20 protein-coding genes are annotated in these 22,317 nt (G+C 66.7%); 11 read left to right on the forward strand and 9 right to left on the reverse strand.

Annotated elements, in window-relative coordinates; genetic code table 11:
• Window positions 1-56: 56 nt before the first annotated feature.
• From ACN9MW_RS02620 to ACN9MW_RS02660, 9 genes are all read right to left on the reverse strand, one after another.
• Window positions 57-851, reverse strand: coding sequence for an SDR family NAD(P)-dependent oxidoreductase (locus ACN9MW_RS02620; RefSeq protein ID WP_426167297.1), 795 nt, complete (start codon window positions 849-851; stop codon window positions 57-59).
• Window positions 838-2,463, reverse strand: coding sequence for a GMC oxidoreductase (locus ACN9MW_RS02625; protein ID WP_426167299.1), 1,626 nt, complete (start codon window positions 2,461-2,463; stop codon window positions 838-840). Before ACN9MW_RS02625 ends, ACN9MW_RS02620 begins: the two co-directional genes overlap by 14 nt.
• A gap of 12 nt (window positions 2,464-2,475) precedes the next feature.
• Entirely contained in the window at window positions 2,476-3,324 is an 849-nt protein-coding gene (locus ACN9MW_RS02630) for a lytic transglycosylase domain-containing protein (RefSeq protein WP_426167301.1), read from the reverse strand.
• 63 nt (window positions 3,325-3,387) lie between these two features.
• Window positions 3,388-4,494, reverse strand: a complete 1,107-nt coding sequence (locus ACN9MW_RS02635) for a nucleotidyltransferase domain-containing protein (RefSeq protein ID WP_426167303.1) — start codon at window positions 4,492-4,494, stop codon at window positions 3,388-3,390.
• Window positions 4,484-5,398: an HprK-related kinase A gene (locus ACN9MW_RS02640; RefSeq protein ID WP_426167305.1), complete on the reverse strand. Its 915-nt coding sequence runs from the start codon at window positions 5,396-5,398 to the stop codon at window positions 4,484-4,486. Before ACN9MW_RS02640 ends, ACN9MW_RS02635 begins: the two co-directional genes overlap by 11 nt.
• Window positions 5,392-5,625: an HPr-rel-A system PqqD family peptide chaperone gene (locus ACN9MW_RS02645; RefSeq protein ID WP_426167307.1), complete on the reverse strand. Its 234-nt coding sequence runs from the start codon at window positions 5,623-5,625 to the stop codon at window positions 5,392-5,394. The genes ACN9MW_RS02640 and ACN9MW_RS02645 overlap by 7 nt, the downstream gene beginning before the upstream one ends.
• Entirely contained in the window at window positions 5,625-6,281 is a 657-nt protein-coding gene (locus tag ACN9MW_RS02650) for a hypothetical protein (RefSeq protein WP_426167309.1), read from the reverse strand. Before ACN9MW_RS02650 ends, ACN9MW_RS02645 begins: the two co-directional genes overlap by 1 nt.
• A gap of 219 nt (window positions 6,282-6,500) precedes the next feature.
• On the reverse strand, window positions 6,501-7,124 hold the full coding sequence (locus tag ACN9MW_RS02655; protein WP_426172102.1) for an XrtA/PEP-CTERM system exopolysaccharide export protein: 624 nt from the start codon (window positions 7,122-7,124) through the stop codon (window positions 6,501-6,503).
• A 69-nt stretch (window positions 7,125-7,193) separates the two neighbouring features.
• Window positions 7,194-7,967, reverse strand: a complete 774-nt coding sequence (locus ACN9MW_RS02660) for a S1 family peptidase (protein WP_426167311.1) — start codon at window positions 7,965-7,967, stop codon at window positions 7,194-7,196.
• A 189-nt stretch (window positions 7,968-8,156) separates the two neighbouring features.
• Here ACN9MW_RS02660 and ACN9MW_RS02665 point away from each other — a divergent pair, with 189 nt between their 5' ends.
• The 11 genes from ACN9MW_RS02665 to ACN9MW_RS02715 are packed head-to-tail and all read left to right on the forward strand — an operon-like array spanning window position 8,157 to window position 22,316.
• Window positions 8,157-9,683, forward strand: a complete 1,527-nt coding sequence (locus tag ACN9MW_RS02665; protein WP_426167313.1) for an XrtA system polysaccharide chain length determinant — start codon at window positions 8,157-8,159, stop codon at window positions 9,681-9,683.
• Window positions 9,684-9,710: 27 nt separating this feature from the next.
• On the forward strand, window positions 9,711-10,667 hold the full coding sequence (locus ACN9MW_RS02670; RefSeq protein ID WP_426167315.1) for an XrtA-associated tyrosine autokinase: 957 nt from the start codon (window positions 9,711-9,713) through the stop codon (window positions 10,665-10,667).
• The gene (locus ACN9MW_RS02675; RefSeq protein ID WP_426167317.1) at window positions 10,648-12,219 is read left to right on the forward strand and encodes a TIGR03016 family PEP-CTERM system-associated outer membrane protein; all 1,572 of its coding nucleotides are present in this window, start codon (window positions 10,648-10,650) and stop codon (window positions 12,217-12,219) included. The genes ACN9MW_RS02670 and ACN9MW_RS02675 overlap by 20 nt, the downstream gene beginning before the upstream one ends.
• A 16-nt stretch (window positions 12,220-12,235) precedes the next feature.
• On the forward strand, window positions 12,236-13,264 hold the full coding sequence (locus ACN9MW_RS02680; protein ID WP_426167319.1) for an XrtA/PEP-CTERM system-associated ATPase: 1,029 nt from the start codon (window positions 12,236-12,238) through the stop codon (window positions 13,262-13,264).
• Window positions 13,261-14,391: a non-hydrolyzing UDP-N-acetylglucosamine 2-epimerase gene (wecB, locus tag ACN9MW_RS02685; RefSeq protein ID WP_426167321.1), complete on the forward strand. Its 1,131-nt coding sequence runs from the start codon at window positions 13,261-13,263 to the stop codon at window positions 14,389-14,391. Before ACN9MW_RS02680 ends, wecB begins: the two co-directional genes overlap by 4 nt.
• Window positions 14,392-14,393: 2 nt before the next feature.
• Window positions 14,394-15,239: an XrtA system polysaccharide deacetylase gene (locus ACN9MW_RS02690; protein ID WP_426167323.1), complete on the forward strand. Its 846-nt coding sequence runs from the start codon at window positions 14,394-14,396 to the stop codon at window positions 15,237-15,239.
• Window positions 15,236-16,462, forward strand: a complete 1,227-nt coding sequence (locus tag ACN9MW_RS02695) for a FemAB family XrtA/PEP-CTERM system-associated protein (protein ID WP_426167325.1) — start codon at window positions 15,236-15,238, stop codon at window positions 16,460-16,462. The genes ACN9MW_RS02690 and ACN9MW_RS02695 overlap by 4 nt, the downstream gene beginning before the upstream one ends.
• 3 nt (window positions 16,463-16,465) lie before the next feature.
• Window positions 16,466-17,710 (forward strand): TIGR03087 family PEP-CTERM/XrtA system glycosyltransferase, encoded by a 1,245-nt coding sequence (locus ACN9MW_RS02700; protein WP_426167327.1) that lies wholly within the window; start codon window positions 16,466-16,468, stop codon window positions 17,708-17,710.
• Window positions 17,707-19,254 (forward strand): exosortase A, encoded by a 1,548-nt coding sequence (xrtA, locus tag ACN9MW_RS02705; protein WP_426167329.1) that lies wholly within the window; start codon window positions 17,707-17,709, stop codon window positions 19,252-19,254. The genes ACN9MW_RS02700 and xrtA overlap by 4 nt, the downstream gene beginning before the upstream one ends.
• Window positions 19,255-19,263: 9 nt before the next feature.
• On the forward strand, window positions 19,264-20,433 hold the full coding sequence (locus ACN9MW_RS02710; RefSeq protein ID WP_426167331.1) for a TIGR03088 family PEP-CTERM/XrtA system glycosyltransferase: 1,170 nt from the start codon (window positions 19,264-19,266) through the stop codon (window positions 20,431-20,433).
• The gene (locus tag ACN9MW_RS02715; RefSeq protein ID WP_426167333.1) at window positions 20,421-22,316 is read left to right on the forward strand and encodes an XrtA/PEP-CTERM system amidotransferase; all 1,896 of its coding nucleotides are present in this window, start codon (window positions 20,421-20,423) and stop codon (window positions 22,314-22,316) included. Before ACN9MW_RS02710 ends, ACN9MW_RS02715 begins: the two co-directional genes overlap by 13 nt.
• Window position 22,317 lies beyond the last annotated feature (1 nt).

Raw genomic sequence — 22,317 nt, forward strand, 5'->3', positions numbered from 1 at the left:
CTGCCGCAGGAAATCAATGGGGACGTACCCTTTCAAGGGGTACGTCCCCTTTTTATTTATTGCGGCGGCTTGAACATCTTGGCGACTTCGCGGATCACCATGCTGTGCGGGAACAGGCCGGCAAAGAAGCGTTGCTTGTAGGTGCCCTTGATCGAGGCCACCACCGGGTCACCCTTGGCCAGGCCGGCCAGCGAAGCCTGCACCACCTCGGCCGTGCTGCCGCGCGCAACCAGGGCGCTGGCGTAGGCGCCGGCCTTGGCGTCGAATTCGGTGTCGGTCGGGCCCGGCACGAGGGTTTGCACGAGGATGCCGCGCTCCTTCCATTCGCCATGCAGGGCCTGGCTGAAGCTTTGCACGAAGGCTTTCGAGGCGGCATACACGGCCATGTAGGGCACCGGCTGGTAGCTCGCCTGCGAGGACACATTGATCACAGCGCTGCTCGGGTAGGATGCCAGGTCGGGCAGGAAGCGGTAGCACATCTCGACCATGGCGCGGTTGTTGACCTCGATCATGTCGCGGTAATCATCGAGTTCCCAATGCTCGAGGCGGTTCCAGCGTCCGATGCCGGCGATATTGCATAGCAGGCGAATGCGGATGCCGAACGCATCCAGCCGTTCCTTCACATGGGCCACTGCGCCTGGCTTGGCGAGGTCGACGCGTATCACTTCAGCCTTTACGCCCAGTTCCTGCACCGCGCGCCTGGCCAGTTCCTGCAAGCGCTCTTCGCGCCGCCCGACCAGCACCACGTTGACGCCGTTGCGCGCCAGCTCGCGCGCGAATTCGGCGCCGATGCCGCCCGAGGCGCCTGTCACCAGCGCCCAGTGGCCGCGCAAATCTTCAAGCTTGATCATCGTAAATTCCTTTTCCTGTCAGCTGGCGTGCCACGCGCAGGGCATTGGCGGCAATGGTCAGGCTGGGATTGGTCCCGCCGCTGGACGGGAAGAACGAGCCGTCGACCACGTACAGGTTGGTTAGGCCGTGTGCGCGATTGCTGGCGTCGAGGACGCTGCTGCGCGGGTCGCTGCCGAAGCGGCAGGTGCCGCAGGCGTGGGCGATGCGCTGGTTGTTGTCGGCCTGCTTCACCAGGTCGAAGGCATAGGGCTTGAGCGCATCCTTCATCAGCCGGCGCATCGTTTCGATGCGCGCCGCATCATGCGGGCGCACGCGATATTCGAACGCCAGGCGCGCATCGCCGCTGGCCGGCGTGACGCGGTTGTCGGCATACGGCAAGTCTTCCAGCGTGCTGGCCAGCACCAGGCGCTCGTGCACGAATTGCCTGAGGATGGGCTTGATCACCGGTTGCGCCAGCTTGAACAGGGGCGCCAGCCAGGGCAGGGCGCCTTGCCGCAGGTCGTCTTCCATCGACGCCGCCAGCACCGGCACCGGCGGCAGGCGGCCGAACGATTGCACCGAGCCGAGCTTTTGGCCGCCGCGCTGGTAGAAGTCGTTGAAGCCGAATTCCTTTTGCCGGTTGTCGAACCCGGCCGGCGTGCGCGGCTTGATCACGTACAGGTCGATATGGTGGCGCATCAGGTGGCGTCCCACCAGGCCGGAATCGTTGGCCAGGCCTTGCGGCCAGTGCGGGGAGCTCGACTGCAACAGCAGGCGCGGCGTCTCCAGTGCGCCGGCCGCCAGGAAGACCTGCTTGCCGCGCAAGGTCAGGCGCTGGCCGCGCTGCTGGCACACCACGCCGGTGACGGCGCTGCGCGTGGCCTCCAGCTGCAGCACTTCGCATTCATCCATCAGCGTGGCACCATGCTGCGCCAGGGCCGGTTCCAGGCAGACGCGGCTGGCGTCGTTCTTGCACTGGCGGTCGCACAGGTAACCCTGGCAGGCAGCGCAGCCGTCGACGAATTCACAGGCCAGCGGCAGGCGGTAGGGATGCAGCGCGCGCTGGCGGAAGAACTCGAACAGCTCGCCGGAAGCCGGCGTCAGCGGTGGCGGTTGCCGGAAGTGGGCGGCCCAGTCGCCGCTGCCGCCGGTGCGCAGCGGGTCGGGCGTGCCGCGCACGCGGAACAGGCGCTCAGCCTCGGCGTAATGCGGCAGCAGTTCTTCGTAGCCGATCGGCCAGGCCTCGGGCAATGCCGCCTCGGCTGCGTCCGGGTGCTGTGCCCGCGGCGCGAAATCGGCGGGGAAGAAGCGTTCCAGCACCATGCCGTACAGCGCGCTGGAGCCGCCGGTGCCGCTGCCGATGAAGGGGACGAAATGCTGGGTGCGCGGGCCGGCGTTGCTGCGGATGGTGTCGCTGTAGCGGCCGGCGCGCTGCAAGGTGGCGCGGTGCTGCGGGCCCGGCGCGGCTGGGGTGGGGAAATGCGTTTCGGCGTAGCTGTTGGTCAGGGCGCCCGGCTGCAGATGGGACTTGCCTTTTTCAAGGAATAACACGCGTTGCCCGGCCTTCGCCAGCGCATAGCCAAGTGGCGCGCCGCCCATGCCGGTGCCGATGATGATCGCGTCCCATTCCATCGGGCAAGGATATCATCGGCGTGATCGAATTGCTATCTGGTGTGTACAGCGCTGCGGCGCCGCTGCCGCGTAAGGATGGCTGGATTTGCCGTACAGCTGGCCGATCCGCCGCACATAGGCGCGCGTCTCGTCGTACGGCGGCACGCCGCCGTACTGGTCGACCGCCTGCTCGCCGGCATTGTAGGCGGCCGTGGCCAGCGCGACGTCGCCGCTGTAGCGCGCCAGCAGCCAGCGCAGGTAGGCCAGGCCGCCGCGCAGGTTCTGCTCGGGGTTGAAGGCGTCGAGCACGCAAAAGCGCGAAGCGGTGGCGGGGATCAGTTGCATCAGCCCGCGCGCGTCGCGCGGTGAAACGGCGCTGCGGTTGAAGCCGGATTCGACGGCGATGACGGCCAGTGCCAGGGCCGGCTCGATCTCGTATTCGGGCGCCAGCCTGTCGACCAGGGCCAGCAGTTGCGGCGACGCCGCCGCATAGTCGGGAATCGGCAAGGCAAGGTCGAGCTCGAGCGCGGGATCGGGCGCCATGCAGGCCGGCAGCGCGGCCCCCGGCGCCGCCGGCAGCAGGGCCTGCATGCGTGCGCTGGCCGCATGGCCCTGTTCGGCAGCCAGCCCGAACAGGCGCCAGGCGGCGCCGTCGTCGTGCGCCACGCCGCGCCCGTTGGCATACATCCAGCCCAGGGCATACTGGGAATCGGGGGCGCCAAGCCGGGCGGCGCGGCAGTACAGCGCTGCGGCCTGGTGCAGGTCGCGCGCCACGCCCTCGCCGTGTTCCAGGCGCTGCGCTTGTTCGTACAGGGTGGCGGCATTCTGCGCGCAGGCAGCGTGGGCCAGCAGGCTGGCCGCCACGAGGGCTGGGAGTCGCATGCAGGCTCCGTGCAAGGCGATGTCCCAGCCATTGTAGCGGGACGGCGCTGGCAGTTGCTGCCGTTATGCGGCCGCACCCTGCGAGTTTTTGGGCGTCAAAAGTGCCTTATGGAACAGGTGGCGCGCCAGGCGCAGCGGCGGCATGCGCAGCCAGTTGCCGCGCACATACAAGAGGAAGTCGGCGACCGCGCCGCCGGCGCCGCGGCAGCTCGGATGGTGGGGCAGCAGCGCACGCATGAACAGCGCATCCATCACGGCCAGCAGTGCGCGCTGCGGGCCGGCGGGCGCCATGGCGGCCAGGGTGGCCGGCGGCACCTCGGTGCCAAGCAGCGCGGCACTGTAGCGCAGGCCGTAGAACATGAAGCGCTGCAGCTGGTGCTGGCGCGCGCGCGCCGGCAACCCTGCCCAGAAGCCGGGCTCATTGGCGCCGAAATGGGTGAGCAGGCAGTGCAGGTCCCACAGGTCGCGCAAGCCCTTGTCGAACTCGCCGTCGGCAAACAGGTGGGTGGCGCTGTGCAGCACCATGTCCAGCGGCGCCAGGATGGCCGAGCCCGGCGGAGCGGCAGCGCCCGCCAGCGGCCGCGCGGCGGCACGCAGCAGGCGCGCATCTGGGCGCTGGGCGGCCGTGCGCGGCAGGATGGTGTGGTGCACGTCGATGGCGGTCTGGCGCAGCACATGCATCATCGGCGGCAGCTCGTGCATCCACTCGCGGTAGTAGCGCTGGTCGTAGCTGTCATGGTGGGTGCCGACCCAGCCGTGGCGCATCAAGGCCGCTTCCACCTGCGGCAGGCTGTCTTCCGGCACCAGGATGTCGATGTCGGAAAACAGGCGGCCGGCGGCAGGCGGCAGACCGGCTGCGGCATAGGCGCCGCCCTTGAGCAGCAGCAGCGGCACGCCGAGCCCGGCCAGGGCCTTGCCGATCAGGCGGATTTCCCAATAGGTGGCCTGGCGGTGGCGCCGCGCCATGACTGCCGCCCACGCCAGCTGCTCGCGCGCCTGCGGCAAGGCTTGCGCCAGCACGCCGTGCCGCTCCAGCCAGTCATGCAGGGTGGCGCTGAGGTTGGCATTGGCGGCCTGGCGCAGCAGCAGGTCCCAGCCGGCCGGCGGCAGGCCGGCCAGCTGCTGCGGCGCGCGCAGGGCGCGCAGCAGGAGCGGCAACTCAGCTTTCATGGAGGCGGGCAAAGGTGTCCAGGGCTTCATCCAGCGCACTATAGCGGAAGCGGAAGCCGGCTGCCTGCTCGATCAGGCGGCCGAGCGCAGCGAAGCCGGCGGCGCCCAGCACGCTGTAGTTGAAGCTGTTGCCTGCCAGTTCCATGAAGGTGGCAGCGCGCGCCAGCGGTTCCAGCGTGGTGGCGGCGCCGGCGCTGTAATGGGGGAACACGATCCAGGCCGGCTGGGCGCAATCGCCGGCCCGCTGCACGGCATCGCCCGGCGCGCGCATATGGGCCACGGTGCCCTTGGTGGTGTCGTGCACGGGTGTGCTCAGCACCGCGTCCGGCACATAGGCGCGGATGATGTCGACCGAAGCATTCTTCAGGCTGATGGGGCGCGGATTGGGCACCAGCAGGCCGCTCTCGGGATCGAGCAGGGTCAGTTCGTCCGACAGCAGGCGCCAGCCGCCCCTGCCGCACAGGGCGGCGGTCAGCGTGCTCTTGCCCGAGCCGGGCGGCGCCGGCAGGATCACGGCGCGGCCCTGGCGCTCGAGCACGGCCGCATGCACGATCAGGTAGCGGTGGGCGCGGCTCGAGACGCACCAGTTCAGGCCCCATTCGAACATGGGGAAGGCATGTTGCAAGGGCATCGGCTGGAACATTTCGTAGCCGTCGCAGTGCAGCCGTACTTGCGGGCGCAGCCAGCGGCGCGCCGAACGCGGGCGCACCAGGTGCAGGTGGAAGTCGGCGAAATCGCTGTCCTGCAGCAGCGGGTAGTCGCCATACAGATGGCCGATGCCGGCTGCCACGCTGGGCATGTCGGCTTGCAGGCGCACGCTGAAGCGGCCGGTGCGCAGGCGCAAGCCGTCGCCGGCCAGGCGCGCCCGCAGGTCAGCGGGCGCCAGCGAGGCCACGTTCAGCATGGTTCCACCAGGTAGAGTTTGCGCAGTTCGGCCAGGGCCAGCTGCAGTTCCGGGTCGGCCCAGTCTTCAGGCGCCAGTTCGCCGTCGCGCAATGCCTGCAGCAAGTCGAGGGTTGCCTGGTCCAGCAGGTGGGTGGCGCCGGACACTTCGTTGTAGAGCACCACCTGGCCGTCCCAGCTGCGGTGCAGCAGGGACTGGCCCGGCACCAGTTGCCATTGCACCGGCATCAACCCATCGTACCGGCCAGGTAGTCGACCACTTGCTTGGCGTCCCATTGCACGCCGGCAGTCGGTGTGAAATAACCGGTATCGCGCAGCTCGTTCCAGATGTTTTGCAGCATCGGCACGGTCTGGAAGCCGGACAGGCCGGCCAGCACGTTCAGGTAGGCTGCCACAAGGTGGGCGCCCAGCTTGTAGGTGTCGAAGTTGGGGCCGTTGCCCAGGATATAGTCCAGGGTGCTATTGTCCGAACCGTAGGTGCTGCTCATTTCGAGGTTGCAGGTGAATACAGTCCGGAACAGGTCGGTCGGCAAGGCGCCGGCCGGCCAGACCTTGTCCGGCAGCGGCGATGGCGTCGGATTCCTGCCGTGGCCGTTGCCGTTTCCTCCGCCGTTGCCATTCCCATTGCTGCTGGCGCCCGGTGCCGGGTCGGTGTTTTTCCACGCGCCTGGCGACTTGCCGGCGCAGGCGCCGGGGTCGTTGGGGCGGGCGCTGACCAGGCCGGACTGGAAGCCCGATGGCCCGGCGCACACGACCGCCGCCATGCCCGGCTGGCTGTGCAGGGTCAGCAGAACGCCGGATGCTGCGGCACCGGCGCGGGTGAAGCGGCGGCGCGCAGCGCCTTTCGCGCTCAGTTGCTTGCCTGGCTGTTGTTCGTTGGCCACGTCGTCGTCCTTGCGAATTATGTGGGGCAGCTCAGCCGCCCATGATACTTAGTGAACAAGCAAGTACCGTTCCAGATACGAGTTTCACCTATGGAACAGCTGGAAAATCAGGTGCTTAGCCACGGAAAAGGGGGCTCGGATGCCCCCCGGCGGGCAATCATATCTTGAACTGTAAGAATTATCGACACCTAAAGGAAACTATCCAGCTGCTACTTCCTGTCAGAAGAAGCTCTCGGGAATGACCAGGATATCGCCGGGGCGCATCGGCACGTTGGCGGAAATGTCGCCATCCTTGATCAGGTCGTTCAAGCGCACGGTGAACTGTTGCTGCTTGCCGTCGACCATGCGGATGATGCTGGCCTTGTTGCCTGCCGCGAATTCCGTGACCCCGCCGACGGCAATCATCACGTCCAGGATCGACATGTCGCGGCGGTAAGGCAGCGATTGCGGCTTGGCGGCCTGGCCGATCACGCGGATCTGCTCGCCGTACGTGCCGACGAAGCCGGTGACGATGACGGTGACCACCGGTTGCTGGATGAACTTGGCCAGCGCTTTTTCGATGTCGCGCGCCAGTTCGGTCGAGGTCTTGCCGCTGGCCGGCAAGTCTTCCACCAGCGGGGTGGTGATCTTGCCGTCAGGGCGCACCGGCACCACTTGCGACACTTCCGGATTGCGCCAGACGATGATGCTCAGGTTGTCGCCCGGGCCAATCAGGTAATCGGTTTGCGGCACGACGCCGGCGTCGGCCGGTGCGCCGCCATGGGGCGTGGAGCAGCCGCCCAGGCCCAGGGCGCCGAGGACCACAGCGCTCGCGGCGAGAACGCGGGCCAGCTTGGTTTGCATATTCACATTATTCTCCTTGTTTGCTTTTTAGCATTGCCTGTTATACCACGAGTCTTGCTATTTTACCTTCTATTTCTGTGCGCCACCTTGTTGCAGCAGTTCGTGCACGTGGCGCACCGGGATCGCGTAGCTGATGCCGCTGGGGGCGGTGATCGCGCTTTCCTTCATGCCCTTGACCAGGGTCATATTGATGACCGCCACCACGGTGCCGGTTTCGGGATCATACACGGGGCTGCCACTATTGCTGGGGTAAGCCGTGCCGTCGAGCTGGTAAATCGTGAACGGGGCGCCACGCTGCAGCTGCAGCACGGCGCGCGGATTGAGGCCACGCGAAGTCGGGGTCGGCAGGATGGCCGGCGTCTGCGCCGCCAGCAGGGCGCGGTGGGTGACCGGGTTCAGGCCCAGCATGATGCCCAGCGGATAGCCGGTAAACACCAGGTCGCTGCCTTCGTCCAGCATGTCGCTGCTGCCCAGGGTCAGCGCCGGCAGCGGCGTGCCTTTCATGCGCAGGTGCACCAGGTCGTGCGCGCGGTCGATAGTGACCACGCTCGCTTCGCGGAACTGCAGCTGGTCGCCCTTCCCGGTGACAATGCCCAGGGTTTCCAGTTTTTCCGCATCGAGCGCCGTGACCGCATGGGCGTTGGTGATGACCGACAGTCCGTCACCTACCACAAAGCCGGTGGCATGGAATACGATGGCAGGGCTGCGCGTGCGGTTGAAGGTGCCGATGCCGACTACGCTGGGCTTGACCGCGGCGATGGTGCGCGTCAGCGGAGCGGCCCCGGCCAGCGGGCTGGCGCAGCCCAGGCAGGCTGCCAGGAAAAGTGAAATCAGCTTGGCCATGCAGCCTCCAAATTGGTGAATTGCCGTAGGGAAATGTTAAATTCTTTTCGTCAGCAGGGTGCAACAGGCATAAATTAATAGTAACAGGCAGCGCGTTCTGCTGTATGATAGAGATTAGATGTTATTTAGGCAATATTAGATGTGGGCATTGCGACAGTTTGCCTGCCTAACCAGGGATGAGTGATCGAAATGGCAGAGATTTTGGCATTGCTGTTGACCTTTCTTAAGGCAATCGGGAAATACCGCTGGTATGCAGTGGCGATTGCCTGGCTGGTCGCCGTCATCGGCTGGGCGGTGGTGTACCGCCTGCCGAGCGACTACCAGGCGTCGGCCAGGGTGTACGTCGACACCCAGAGCATCCTGAAACCGCTGATGGCGGGCATGACCACCACGCCCAATGTGGAGCAGCAGGTGATGTTCATGCGCCGTACCCTGATCAGCCGGCCCAATGTGGAGCGCGTGCTGCGCATGGTGGACCTGGACATCAAGGCCAAGGACAGCAAGGAGCACGAGCGCCAGGTCGACGAGCTGATGACCGCGATCAAGGTCACCGGCACCGAGCGCGACGACATCTACACCATCTCGTACAACAATGAGAACCCCAAGCTGGGCAAGGACGTGGTGCAGTCGCTGCTGACCATCTTCGTCGAAGGTTCCTTCGGCGGCAAGAAGCAGGATTCGGAAAAGGCCGTGCAGTTCATCGACGACCAGATCAAGATGTACGAGGAGCGCCTGGCAGCCGGCGAAAACGCGCTGAAGGAATTCAAGATCCGCCACATGGGCCTGCTGCCGCGCCAGGGCACCGACTATTCGACCAACCTGGGCGACCTGTCCGAAAAGCTGAACCAGGCGCGCCTGGAACTGCTGGAAGCGGAACAGGCACGCAATGCCATCAAGCGCCAGATTGCCGGCGAAGACATGGCGCCGGCCGCCGATGCCACCAATATTTCCAACCCTGAACTCGACGGCCGCATCTCGACGCTGGAAAAACAGCTCGACAGCCTGCGCATGCAATATACCGAAGAGCATCCGGACATCGTCTCGGCCAAGCGCCTGATCGCCAACCTGCAGCAGCGCAAGAAAGACGAGGCGAAGAAGGCGGCCAAGAGCGGCGACCCGGGCATGGGCTACAGCCCGATGCTGCAGCAAATGAACGTGGCGCTGTCGGTGGAGGAAGCGCGCGTGGCCTCACTCAAGGCGCGCGTTGGCGAATATACCGCGCGCATGGAGCGCATGCGCTCGCAAAGCACGGCAGCGCCGGAAGTCGAAGCGCAGCTGGCCCAGCTCAACCGCGACTATTCGATCAACAAGGAAAACTACGAAAAGCTGGTGCAGCGCCGCGAAGCGGCCAAGCTGTCCGGCGACCTCAGCTCGGCAACCGACATGATGAGTTTCCGCGTGATCGACCCGCCGATCGTGCCGCAAACCCCGATCGGCCCCAACCGCCCGCGCTTCTACTCGATCGTGTTCGTGGCGGCCCTGCTGGCCGGCCTGGGCGGTGCGTTCCTGATGAGCCAGGTCCGTCCTACCTTCCTCAGCCAGCACAGCCTGCGCGAAGTGACCGGCGTGCCGATCCTCGGCACCATCGGCATGAACTGGACCGAGCAGCAGCGCGCCTCGCGCCGGCGCCGGCTGTATGCCTTCGGCCTGGCCGTGGCCTCGCTGCTGACCGCCTTTGGCGGTGTCATGACCGTTACCTTGCTGCGCGCCGCTTGAGTCGCGCAACACCCAGGGAGTCCACAAGTGAGCATTATTGAAAAAGCCGCCAATCGCCTCGGGCAAGCGCGTCCTGCCGACGCCGCTGCCGAGACCACCGTTTCCCCAGCACCGGCCGCGGCTCCGGTAGCTGAAGCAGTGCACGCGGCCCCGGCCGCTGCTGCTCCGGCTGCTGCCCCGGCCGCGCCGGCCCCGGCGGCAGCGCCGCTGATGCCGACCCTGGCTACCCTGCAGCCGCACGGCGACGCCAGCCGCCGCACCACCCATACTGTGGAGCTGGACCTGATGCGCATGCACGAATCCGGCCTGGTGACTGCTGCCGGCGGCCGCACCGCGCTGGTGGAAGACTTCCGCATCATCAAGCGCCCGCTGATCAAGCGTGCCTTCGGCGCGCGCAAGCCGGGCGACAACCCGGGCAACCTGATCATGATCACCAGCTCGCTGCCCGGCGAAGGCAAGACTTTCTGCGCCATCAACCTGGCCATGAGCATTGCCATGGAACTGGACCACACCGTGCTGCTGGTCGACGCCGACGTGGCGCGTCCTTCGGTGCTGCGCACGCTCGGCCTGCCGGCCCAGCGCGGCCTGATGGATATCCTGCTGGACGACAATGTCGACATGGCCGATGTCATGCTGCGCACCAATGTCAACACCCTGTCGATCCTGCCGGCCGGCACCAGCTCGCCGCGCGCGACCGAGCTGCTGGCTTCGCACATGATGAAAAACCTGGTGAACGAGATCGCGAACCGCTACCCGGACCGTATCGTGATCTTCGATTCGCCGCCGCTGCTGCTGACTTCCGAATCACATGTGCTGGCGTCGAACATGGGCCAGATCGTGATGGTGGTGGAGTCGGAACGCACCACCCAGCACGCGGTCAAGGAGTCGCTGCGCCAGCTCGAGGGCTTGAGCAACGTCAACCTGATCTACAACAAGTCGCGTGAATTCCCGGGTACCGAAACCTATGACTATCACTATGGCTAAGCGCGGCCGCCTGGCCCTGCTGCCGCTGGCAGCGGGCTTGTGCGCAGCGTTTCCGGCGCAGGCCGCATGGGATTTCACGCCCACCGCTGCCGCGCGCGCCACGTATTCCGATAATGTCGGGCTGCAAGCCGATGACCGCGCCGACAGCGGCATGGTGCTGCAGCTCACGCCCGGCTTCCAGTTGCTGAACCACTCGCAGCGCTTCGATTTCAGCCTCGACTATGCGCTGAGCCTGTATGAATACGCCGGTGCGCGCCGCAACGGCGCCCAGCGCCACAACCAGGACCTGAACAGCCAGCTCAAGTCGCGCCTGGTCGAGGACTTCCTGTACCTCGATGCCCAGGCCGGCATCCACCAGCAAGCCACGTCGGCCTTCGGCCCGCTGCAAGCCGGCAACGACTACGTGCGCACCAACCGCACCGAGGTGCGCACCTACCGCATCAGCCCTTACCTGGTGCACCGCTTCGGCGCCTTTGCCAATGGCCAGCTGCGCTACACGCACGACTCGGTCAGCACCGACAACGCCGGCATGCGCCGCAGCGACGGCAATACCATCAGCGCCCAGCTGGCCAGCGGCGCGACCTTCCGCCGCTTCCTGTGGGATGCCATGGCGTCGCGCTCGGTGATCGACGAGCAGCTGCCCAGCATCGGCGGCGGCGCCGAGCGGCAGCAGACCACCAGTTCCAAAGCCGCCAATGTGAACTTGCGCTATGCCGCCACCCCGCAGCTCAACCTCGGCGTGTACGGCGGCTATGACAGCTACGATTTCAGCAGCGTGGGCGGGGCCCAGTCCGGCGCTGCCTATGGCGGCTCGCTGCAGTGGACGCCGTCCGCGCGCACTTCGGTGCAGGCGACGGCCGGCCACCGCTTCTACGGACCCAGCTACAGCCTGGCGCTGCAGCACCGCAGCCGCGGCACCGTGTGGAATATCGGCTACAGCGATTCGGTCAGTTCGACGCGCAGCCAGTTCGTGCTGCCGCAGGCGATCGACACGGCAGCCATGCTGGACAACCTGTTCCGCGCCCAGATTCCCGACGCGCTGCTGCGCGCGGCCGCCGTGCAGGCGTATATCCAGGCGGCAGGCCTGCCGCCGGCGCTGGCCACCAGCGTCAACTTCCTGAGCAACCGCTATTCGCTCAACAAGCAGCTGAACGCCGGCGTGGCATGGCAGCTGGCGCGCACCACCACCACCTTCAGCATGTTCAAGACCAAGCGCCAGATGCTGTCGAGCCAGCAGGTCGACAGCGTCCTGCTGGGCAACACGCTGTCCACCCTGAACGACAACACCGAACAGGTGGGCGGCATGGCCAGCATCAGCTATCGCCCTGGAGCGCAGACGGTGGCGACCCTGCTGGCCAATGCCTCGAACGTCAAATCGTTGAGCGATGCGCGCAGCAGCACCCATCGCGACCTGCGCTTCAACCTGTCGCGCACTTACAGCACGCGCACCACCGGCATCGTGGAATTGCGCCACGTGCGCGGTTCCACCGGGCTGGGCGGCCAGAAGTACACGGAAAATGCCCTGTCCGCGACACTGACAACGAGATTCTAAGCATCAAGGTCTTCCCATGTATGAGAGCTATTACGGGCTGAGCGACAAGCCCTTCCGCCTGCGGCCCGACCCGCATTTCTTCTTCGGCAGCAAGGGCCACAAGCGGGCCATGGCTTACCTGGAGTACGGCCTGTCGCAGGGCGAGGGCTTCATCGTCATCACCGGCGAAGTCGGGGCCGGCAAGACCACCCTGGTGCGCAACCTGTTCAACCAGATCGCGTCGGACAAGATCGTGACTTGCCACCTGGTCAACACCCACCTCAGTTCCGACGACGTGCTGCGCGGCGTGGTGGGCGGCTTCGGCCTGCCGTGCGAGGATGCGGCCAGCAAGACCACCCTGCTGGCGCGCCTGGAAGTTTTCCTGCGCCAGTGTGAGCAGGATGGCAAGCGCGCGCTGCTGGTGGTTGACGAAGCGCAGAACCTGACGCCGAAAGTGGTGGAAGAATTGCGTATGCTGTCCAATTTCCAGACCGACGAGAAATCGCTGCTGCAGACTTTCCTGCTGGGCCAGCCGGAATTCCGCGCCACCCTGCACAGTCCCGGCATGTCGCAGCTGCGCCAGCGCGTGATTGCGACCTACCACCTGGGGCCGATGGACAGCAGCGAAAGCAATGCCTATATCGAGCATCGCATGCGCACCGTCGGCTGGCGCGGCAACCCGCATCTGACGCCGGCTGCCTATGCGGCCGTGTTCGAATATACCGGCGGCATCCCGCGCAAGACCAACCACCTGATGGACCGCCTGCTGCTGATGGGCTTCCTGGAAGAGATGCAGGAATTCACCGATGCCGACGTCGACACGGTGATCCGCGATATCGCGCAGGAATTCCAGCCGCCGCCGCCCGAAGCGGCTGCCGACGGCGCCGATGGCGCGGCCATGCATGCCGCCGGCGCTGGCGGCCTCAGCTTCGGCAACCAGTACCCGGCCGTGCTGGACGAGCGCATGATGCGCGTCGAAAAATCACTGACGTCGGTGCTGTCGATCCTGAAGAAGATCGTGCGTTCGCCGTCCTCTTACAACATCCAACAGGACAGCAACGAATGAGTGCCTTCCGAATCCTATGCGTCGTCGGCGCGCGGCCGAACTTCATGAAGATGGCGCCCATCATGGCCGCTTTCGCGCAGCTCAAGCCGCAGGTCGAGGCGCTGCTGGTGCACACCGGCCAGCACTACGACGTGGCCATGAACCAGCAGTATTTCGATGCGCTGGGCATCCCGAGCCCGGACATCAACCTGGAAGTCGGCTCCGGCAGCCACGCCCAGCAGACCGCCGAAGTGATGAAGCGCTTCGAGCCGGCCATGGATGAGGTGCAGCCGGCTGCCGTGCTGGTGGTGGGCGACGTCAATTCCACCATCGCCTGCGCGCTGGTGGCGGCCAAGAAGGGCGTGCCGGTGATCCACGTGGAAGCGGGCCTGCGCAGCTTCGACCGCGCCATGCCGGAAGAAATCAACCGCGTGCTGACCGACCAGCTGTCGGACCTGCTGTTCACCACCGAGGAGAGCGGCGCCGGCAACCTGGCCAGGGAAGGCATCGCAGGCGGGCGCGTGCACTTCGTCGGCAACGTGATGATCGATACCCTGCGCGCCAACCTGGCGCGCGCCATCCCGGCGCCGCAGATCGCGGCCGGCGCCGGGCGCCCGGACTTCCGGGCCGGCAAGGGCGAATACGCCGTGCTGACCCTGCACCGGCCGTCGAACGTGGACGACAAGGCCGTGCTGCAAGGCTTGCTGGAAACCGCCGCCAGGATTTCGGAACGCACGCCGGTGATCTTCCCGGTGCACCCGCGCACCCGCGCCACCATCGAGAAATTCGGCCTGAGCCACCTGCTGGACCGCCCGGAAGTGCTGCTGCTGCCGCCCATGGGCTACCTCGAGATGCTGGGCCTGATGCGCGATGCGCGCGTGGTGCTGACCGATTCCGGCGGCATCCAGGAGGAGACCACAGCGCTCGGCACGCCATGCATCACGCTGCGCCACAACACCGAGCGCCCGATCACTGTCGACGAAGGCACCAACACCATTGCCGGCAACGACCCGGCGCATGTCTGGGCTGCCTATGAGGCGCAGCTGGCCGGCGCCGGCAAGGCCGGCCGCATCCCGCACTTCTGGGACGGCCGCGCCGCCGAGCGCATTGCCGCCATCGTGCTGGACTGGCTGAAGGCGCGGGGCTGAACATGGGCGCGGCCGTTCGCAATGCCATGACCATCGACGTGGAAGACTACTTCCAGGTGTCGGCGTTCGCGCCGCACATCAGCCGCGAAAGCTGGCCGCAGCGCGAGTGCCGGGTCGAGGCGAACATCGACCGCGTGCTGGCCGTCCTGGACGACGGCCGGGCCAAGGGCACCTTCTTCACCCTGGGCTGGATCGCCGAACGCTATCCGGACATGGTGCGCCGCATCGTCGCCGGCGGCCATGAACTGGCCAGCCACGGCTACGGCCACCTGCGCGCTTCCGACCAGTCGCGCGGGCAGTTCATGGACGATGTCTCGCGCAGCAAGAAGATCCTGGAAGACATCGGCGGCCAGCAGGTGATCGGCTACCGCGCGCCCAGCTTTTCGATCGGGCCGGGCAACCTGTGGGCGCTGGACGTGCTGCAGGAAGCGGGCTACCGCTACAGCTCCTCGATCTACCCGATTGCGCACGACCATTACGGCATGCCCGATGCGCCGCGCTTTGCCTTCCACCCGAACGGCGCGCAAGGCTTGCTGGAAGTGCCGATCACCACCGTGCGCATCGGCCAGCGCAACCTGCCGGCCGGCGGCGGCGGCTATTTCCGGCTGCTGCCCTATGCGCTGTCGCGCGGCATGATGCGGCGCGTGAACAGGCAAGACGGCCAGCCGGCCATCTTCTACTGCCACCCGTGGGAGCTCGATCCGGGCCAGCCGCGCCCTGAAGGGCTGGGGCTGAAGACGCGCTTCCGCCATTACGTCAACCTGCACCGCATGGAGTCGCGCATCAGGGCCCTGACGCGCGACTTCGCGTGGGATCGCATGGACCGCATTTTCCTGGGGCAGCAATGACGTCGATTATCGAAGCGGCGGCGGAGCGCCGCGCGGCACGCGCCAAGGCGGAAGCGGAAGCGGCGACGGCGCTGGCAGTGGCCGCCGGCAAACCGGTAAACCAGTGTCAGGCACAAGAGCCTGACACTTGCCAGGCAGCTGCTGCGGATCAGGGTCAGACCCTCGGGTCTGACCCAGGTTTACCGGTGTTGGTGCAGTTGCTGGGCAGCAGCCCCGACGAACGCGCCCGCTGGGACGCCTTCGTCCAGGCTTGCCCGGAAGCGACCTTCTTCCACCGCAGCGGCTGGCAAACCATCATCGAGCAATGCTACGGCCACCCGACCTGGTTCTTCTACGTGGAAGAGGGCGGCGTGATCACCGGCGTGCTGCCGCTGGCGCGCATGAAAAGCCGCATGTTCGGGCACTACCTCGCCTCGCTTCCCTTCTGCGTCTACGGCGGCGTGGCAGCCAGCACCGACACCGCGCGCAAGCTGCTGGACCAGGCTGCCGAAGAACTGGCCGCCTCGCTCGGCGTGGGCCACCTGGAATACCGCAACTACGCGGCGGCCCACCCAGGCGACCCGAAATGGCAGGGCAAGGACCTGTACTACACCTTCCGCAAGGCGATCAGCGGCAACGACGAAGAAAACATGAACGCCATCCCGCGCAAGCAGCGCGCGATGGTGCGCAAGGGCATCAAGCTCAATCTGCAGGGCGAGGTGGACGACAACGTCGACCGCATGTTCACCGCCTACGCCCACAGCGTGCACCGCCTGGGCACGCCGGTCTTTCCGAAGAAGTATTTCGCCCTGCTCAAGGAAACCTTCAAGGACGATTGCGAGGTGCGCGTCATCACGCAGGACGGCAAGCTGGTGGCCGGCGTGCTGAGCTTCTTCTTCCGCGACGAAGTGCTGCCCTACTACGGCGGCGGCATGGACCTTGCGCGCGAGGTGGCCGGCAATGACTTCATGTACTGGAACCTGATGCAGGCTGCGGCCGCCAAAGGCTACCGCATGTTCGACTTCGGCCGCAGCAAGAAGGGCACCGGCGCCTTCGACTTCAAGAAGAACTGGGGCTTCACGGCCCAGCCGCTGCCTTATGAATACCAGCTGTTCGCGGCCGACGCGCTGCCGGACGTGAACCCGCTGAACCCGAAATACCAGCTTTTCATCAAGCTGTGGAAGGCAATGCCGCTGCCGCTGGCCAATGCGCTCGGCCCTTTCATCGTCAAGAACCTGGGGTAAATCGTGGAAGACCTGCTGCTGCTGGTGCATCGCATGCCCTATCCGCCCAACAAGGGCGACAAGATCCGCTCCTGGCATTTGCTCAAGCACTTGGCGCAACGCTACCGCGTGCACCTGGCCACCTTTGTCGACGATCCGGACGACTGGCAGCACGTGCCCGTGCTGCAGGAGACCTGCGCCTCGTCGCATTTCCTGCCGCTGGCGCCGCGCGCGGCGCGCTTGCGCAGCCTAGGTGCCGTGCTGCGCAACCGCGCCCTGTCCTACGACTATTACCGCCATGCCGGCATGCAGCGCTGGGTCGACGACACCATGCGCCGGCATGGCATCGGCCGCATCGTGGTGTTTTCCTCGCCGATGGCGCAGTACGCCGAGGCCTGGCCGCAAGCGCGCCGGGTGATCGACTTCGTCGACGTCGATTCCGACAAATGGCGCCAGTACGCCGAGCGCAAGCCGTGGCCGGCCAGTGCGGTCTTCAGCTACGAGGCCAGCCGCCTGCTGCGCTATGAGCGCCAGGTTGCGGCCAGCTTCGACGCCGCGCTCTTCGTTTCCGCGCCGGAGGCCGAACTGTTCCGCCGCCTGGCGCCGGAAAGCGCTGCGCGCATCGGCTCCTTCAGCAACGGCGTCGACACGGCATTCTTCGCGCCGGGCAGCTACGCCAATCCCTACGCGCCCGGCGAAAAGGCGCTGGTGTTCTGCGGCGCCATGGATTACTGGCCGAATATCGATGCCGTGCAATGGTTCGCGGACGAGGTGCTGCCGGCCCTGCGCGAGCGCGATCCTGCGGCGCGCTTCGTGATCGTCGGCGCCCGCCCGTCGGCCGAGGTGCAGGCGCTGGCGGCGCGGCCCGGCGTTACCGTGACGGGGACCGTCCCTGACGTGCGGGCCTATGTGGCGCATGCCGCGCTGTCGGTAGCGCCGCTGCGCATCGCGCGCGGCATCCAGAACAAGGTGCTGGAAGCGATGGCGATGGCGAAAGCGGTGCTGGTGACGCCGCAGGCGCTGGAAGGCATCGATGCGGAAGTGGGGCGCGAACTGCTGCTGGCCGACGATGCCGCGCGCTGGATTGCCGCCGCAGCGGCTGCCCTGGCCGGCCCGGCAAGCGGGCTTGACGCACTTGGCGCTGCGGCGCGCGCGCGCGTCGTGGCGGACTACAGCTGGGATGCCCGGCTGGCGCCCCTGGACCGCATGATCGAAACCCCGGCTGCGCGGCAAGCTGGCGCAGCCCCAGCCCTTTGGACACCGGCATGAATACCCTACCTTCCACCGGACCTGCCACGGCGCCCGGCGCGGCGACCGGACCCGTAGCGCACGCCCGCAATGCGCTGCTGGTCGCGCTGGTCATGCTGCTGCCGCTGCTGGTGTTCCATGAAACCGCCTTCAGCATCGCCCAGATCTGGGAGCGCTCCGAGACCTTTGCGCACGGTTACCTGATCCTGCCCATCAGCCTGTGGCTGGTGTGGCGCGAGCGCGCGGCGCTGCAGCAGTTGCCGCTGCAGCCGTGCTGGCCGGCCTTGCTCCTGCTGGCCGGCTGCGGCGCGGCCTGGCTGTTGGCCGACCTGGCTGAAGTGGGCATCGTGCGCCAGTACGCGCTGGCCGCCATGCTGCCGCTGACCGTGCTGGCCGTGCTGGGCAAGCGCATTGCCGGCGCCTTGCTGTTCCCGTTGGCCTTCATCCTGTTCGCGGTGCCGGTCGGCGAAAGCCTGGTGCCGCCGCTGATCGACCTGACCGCCAACTTCACCGTCCAGGCGCTGCGCCTGACCGGCATACCAGTCCTGCGCGAAGGGAACAACTTCGCCATCCCCAGCGGCAACTGGTCGGTGGTCGATGCCTGCAGCGGCCTGCGCTACCTGATCTCGTCGATCACCCTGGGCTGCCTGTTTGCCTATCTGAGCTACCGCACCGCCTGGCGCCGCGCCGCCTTCATCGTGGCATCGATCCTGGTACCGATCGCGGCCAACGGGGTGCGCGCCTACATGATCGTGATGATGGGCCACCTGAGCGGCATGACGCTGGCGGTCGGCGTCGACCACCTGATCTACGGCTGGCTGTTCTTTGGCATCGTCATGCTGCTGCTGTTCTGGGTCGGCAGCTTCTGGCGCGAAGACGCCCAGGCGGCGCGCGGCGGCCCGGCCGCGGCCCGGCCGCCGCTGGCCTTGCCCTTGCGCCCGCTGGCCGGCGGCGTGGCGGCCGTGCTGGCCGTGCTGGTGGTGTGGCCGGCGCTGGCTGCGCGCGCCGACCAGGCCACCGTGGCCGCAGCGCCAGCCAGTCTCGCGCTAGCCTCGCCGGCGCCGGCCGGACCGGCCTTCACCACCTGGCAGCCCGACTATGCCCCGGCCAGCAGCACGCTGCGCCAGTTCTATGCCGGCAAGCCGCCGGTCGGCCTGACCGTGCTGTTCTACCGCGATGCCCCGGGCAGCGCCAAGCTGGTCAGCTCGACCAACCGCATCGGCCAGCAGAAGGGAGCGTTCCACGAAAACAGTTCGGGCCTGCGCGACGAGAATTTCGGCGGCCGCCATATGGCCGTGCGCGAAGCCATGCTGGGCTTTGAGGGACGCCGCCTGCTCGTGTGGCAGTGGTACTGGGTCAACGGCAGCATGACCAGCAGCCATTACGTCGGCAAGCTGCTGCAGATCAAGGGCAAGCTCCTGGCCGGCAACGGCGATGGCGCAGCCGTGATGGTGTTTGCGCCCTATGATGAAGACCCGGCAGCGGCGCGTGCCGCCATGCGCGCCTTCCTGGATAGCAACCTCGAGCCACTGGACCGGGCCCTGGCCGGCACCCGGCGTCCCTGATTCCCTGCCATGAACGACATCCCACTCATCGTCCACCTGACGTATGCCCTGGATTTTGGCGGCATGGAAAACCTCATGGTCGAGCGCATCAACCGCATGCCTGCCGAGCGTTACCGCCACGCCATCGTGTGCCTGACGCGGGTCAACCCGGACTTCGTCAAGCGCATCAGCAAGCCCGGCGTCGCCGTGCACACCCTGGGCAAGCAGCCCGGCCTGTCGCCGGCCACGCACGGCGTGCTGTGGCGCCTGTTGCGCGCGCTGCAACCGGCCGTGCTGCACACCTATAACTTCTCGGCCATCGAATATGCGCCGGCGGCGCTGCTGGCCGGGGTGCCGGTGCGCGTCAACGGCGCCCATGGCCGCGACCACACCGACCCGGACGGCAGCAACCGCAAGCACAATTTCCTGCGCCGCCTGATGCTGCCGTTCTACGACGTGTGCTATGCCAATTCGGCCGCCATGGAACAGTGGAACCGCGACGTGATCGGCGTGCCTCCTGCCAAGAGCCGCCTGCTGGCCAACGGCATCGACACCGAGCGCTTCCGCGTGCGCGGCGACAGCGAGGCGCGTCCCTTCTTCAACGATGGCGAAATCGTCATCGGCGCGGTCGGCCGCGTGCAGGACGTGAAGGACCACGCCACCCTGATGGATGCCTTCCTGCTGCTGCGCCAATTGCTGCCGCAGCAGAGCGAACGCCTGCGGCTGGCGATTGTCGGCGACGGCCCGCTGCTGCAGAAACTGCGCGACAAGGCGGCGGCAGCCGGCATTGCCGGCGCGGTGTGGCTGCCGGGTGCGCGCAACGACGTGCCCGACATCCTGCGCAGCTTCGACGTCTTCGCCATGTCTTCGATCGCCGAGGGCACGCCCGGCTCGGCCCTGGAAGCCATGGCCAGCGGCCTGCCGGTGGTGGGCACGCGCGTGGGCGGCATTCCGGAAGTGATCGAAAACGGCATCACCGGCCAGCTGGTGCCGCCGTCGAACGCGGCCGCCATGGCGGCCGCGCTGAAGCACTATGTGGAAGCGCCGGCGCTGGCGCGCCGCCACGGCCAGGCCGGCCGCGAGCGGGTGCTGCGCAAGTACAGCATGCCGGCCATGGTGGCCGGCTACCAGGACATGTACGACAGTTTGTGCGAACGCAAGCTCAAGATAAGAAAGCCAGTACCATCATGTGCGGAATAACAGGGATCATGGATGCGCGCGGCGGGCGCGCGGTGGACGAGGCGCTGCTGCGCCGCATGAACGACACCCAGCATCATCGCGGGCCCGACGAGGGCGACGTGTATATCGAGCCGGGCGTGGGCTTTGGCCACCGTCGCCTGTCGGTGATCGACATCGCGCTCGGCCAGCAGCCGCTTGGCAACGAAGACGGCAGCGTGATGGTCTGCTACAACGGCGAGATCTACAACTACCGCGAACTGACCGCGCAGCTGAAAGCACTCGGCCACACCTTCAAGACCAGGAGCGACACTGAAGTGATCGTGCACGCCTGGGAAGAGTGGGGCGAGGATTGCGTGCACCACTTCCGCGGCATGTTCGCCATCGGCCTGTGGGACCGCAACAAGCAGGTGATGTTCCTGGCGCGCGACCGACTGGGCGTCAAGCCGCTGTACTACGCCATGACGCCGGACGGCTGGTTCGCCTTCAGCTCGGAGCTGAAGGCGCTGAGCATGCACCCATCGCTGCCGCGCGAGATCGACCCGCAGGCGGTGGAAGACTATTTCGCCTACGGCTATGTGCCGGAGCCGAAGACCATCTACAAGGGCGCGCTCAAGCTGTCGCCGGGCTTCCGCCTGACCCAGAAGGTCGGCGCGCCGCTGGCGGTGCCGCAGCAGTTCTGGGACGTGCCGTTCAAGCTGCACGAGAAGATGACCGAGAGCGATGCCCAGGGCGAGCTGGTGGAGCGCCTGCGCGAGGCGGTGAAGATCCGCCTGGTGGCCGAAGTGCCGCTGGGCGCCTTCCTGTCCGGCGGCGTCGATTCCTCCGCCGTGGTGGCCATGATGGCCGGTTTGGATGAAGGCGCCGTGCACACCTGCTCGATCGCCTTCAAGGACAAGGCTTTCGACGAATCGGAATACGCGCGGCAGGTGGCCGGGCTGTACAAGACCGACCACTTCGTGGAAACCGTCGACACCGACGACTACGGCCTGCTCGACACCCTGGCCCACCTGTACGACGAACCGTATGCCGACAGTTCGGCGATCCCGACCTACCGCGTCTGCCAGCTGGCGCGCAAGCGCGTCACCGTGGCGCTGTCGGGCGACGGCGGCGACGAGAACCTGGCCGGCTACCGCCGCTACCGCTATGCGATGGCGGAGCAGAGTGTGCGCGGGCGCATTCCCGAAGCGCTGCGCAAGCCGGTGTTCGGCACCCTGGGCCGGGTCTACCCGAAGGCCGACTGGGCGCCGCGCGTGCTGCGCGCCAAGACCACCTTCGAAGCGCTGTCGCGCGACCTGGTGGAGGGTTATTTCCACGGCGTGTCGATCATGTCCGACGCCATGCGCGCGCGCCTGTTCTCGGCGAAATTCCGCGCCGGCCTGCAGGGCTATGGCGCGATCGACGTGATGCGCGGCCACGCGGCAAAGTCGCCGACCGACGATCCGCTGTCGATGATCCAGTACCTGGACATGAAGACCTACCTGCCGGGCGACATCCTGACCAAGGTCGACCGCGCCTCGATGGCGCATGCGCTGGAAGTGCGGGTGCCGCTGCTGGACCATAAGCTGGTCGAATGGATTTCCGGCCTGCCGCCGGAGATGAAGCTGAAGGGCAGCGAAGGCAAGTACATCTTCAAGAAGGCCATGGAAAAATACCTGCCGCACGATATCCTGTACCGCCGCAAGCAGGGCTTCGCGGTGCCGCTGGCGGCCTGGTTCCGCGGCCCGCTGCGCGAGCGCGTGCAGCAGGCGTTGCTGGGGCGGGCCCTGGCCGATACCGGCATGTTCAACCAGGACTTCCTGCGCGAACTGGTGGAGCAGCACCTGTCCGGCCGGCGCGACTACAGCGCCCCGATCTGGTCCCTGCTGATGTTTGAAGCCTTCCTGAAAAAAGAGATGCAGGCATGAG

The sequence above is a fragment of the Pseudoduganella sp. R-34 genome, from assembly GCF_049904655.1.
Lineage (GTDB): Bacteria > Pseudomonadota > Gammaproteobacteria > Burkholderiales > Burkholderiaceae_D > Rugamonas.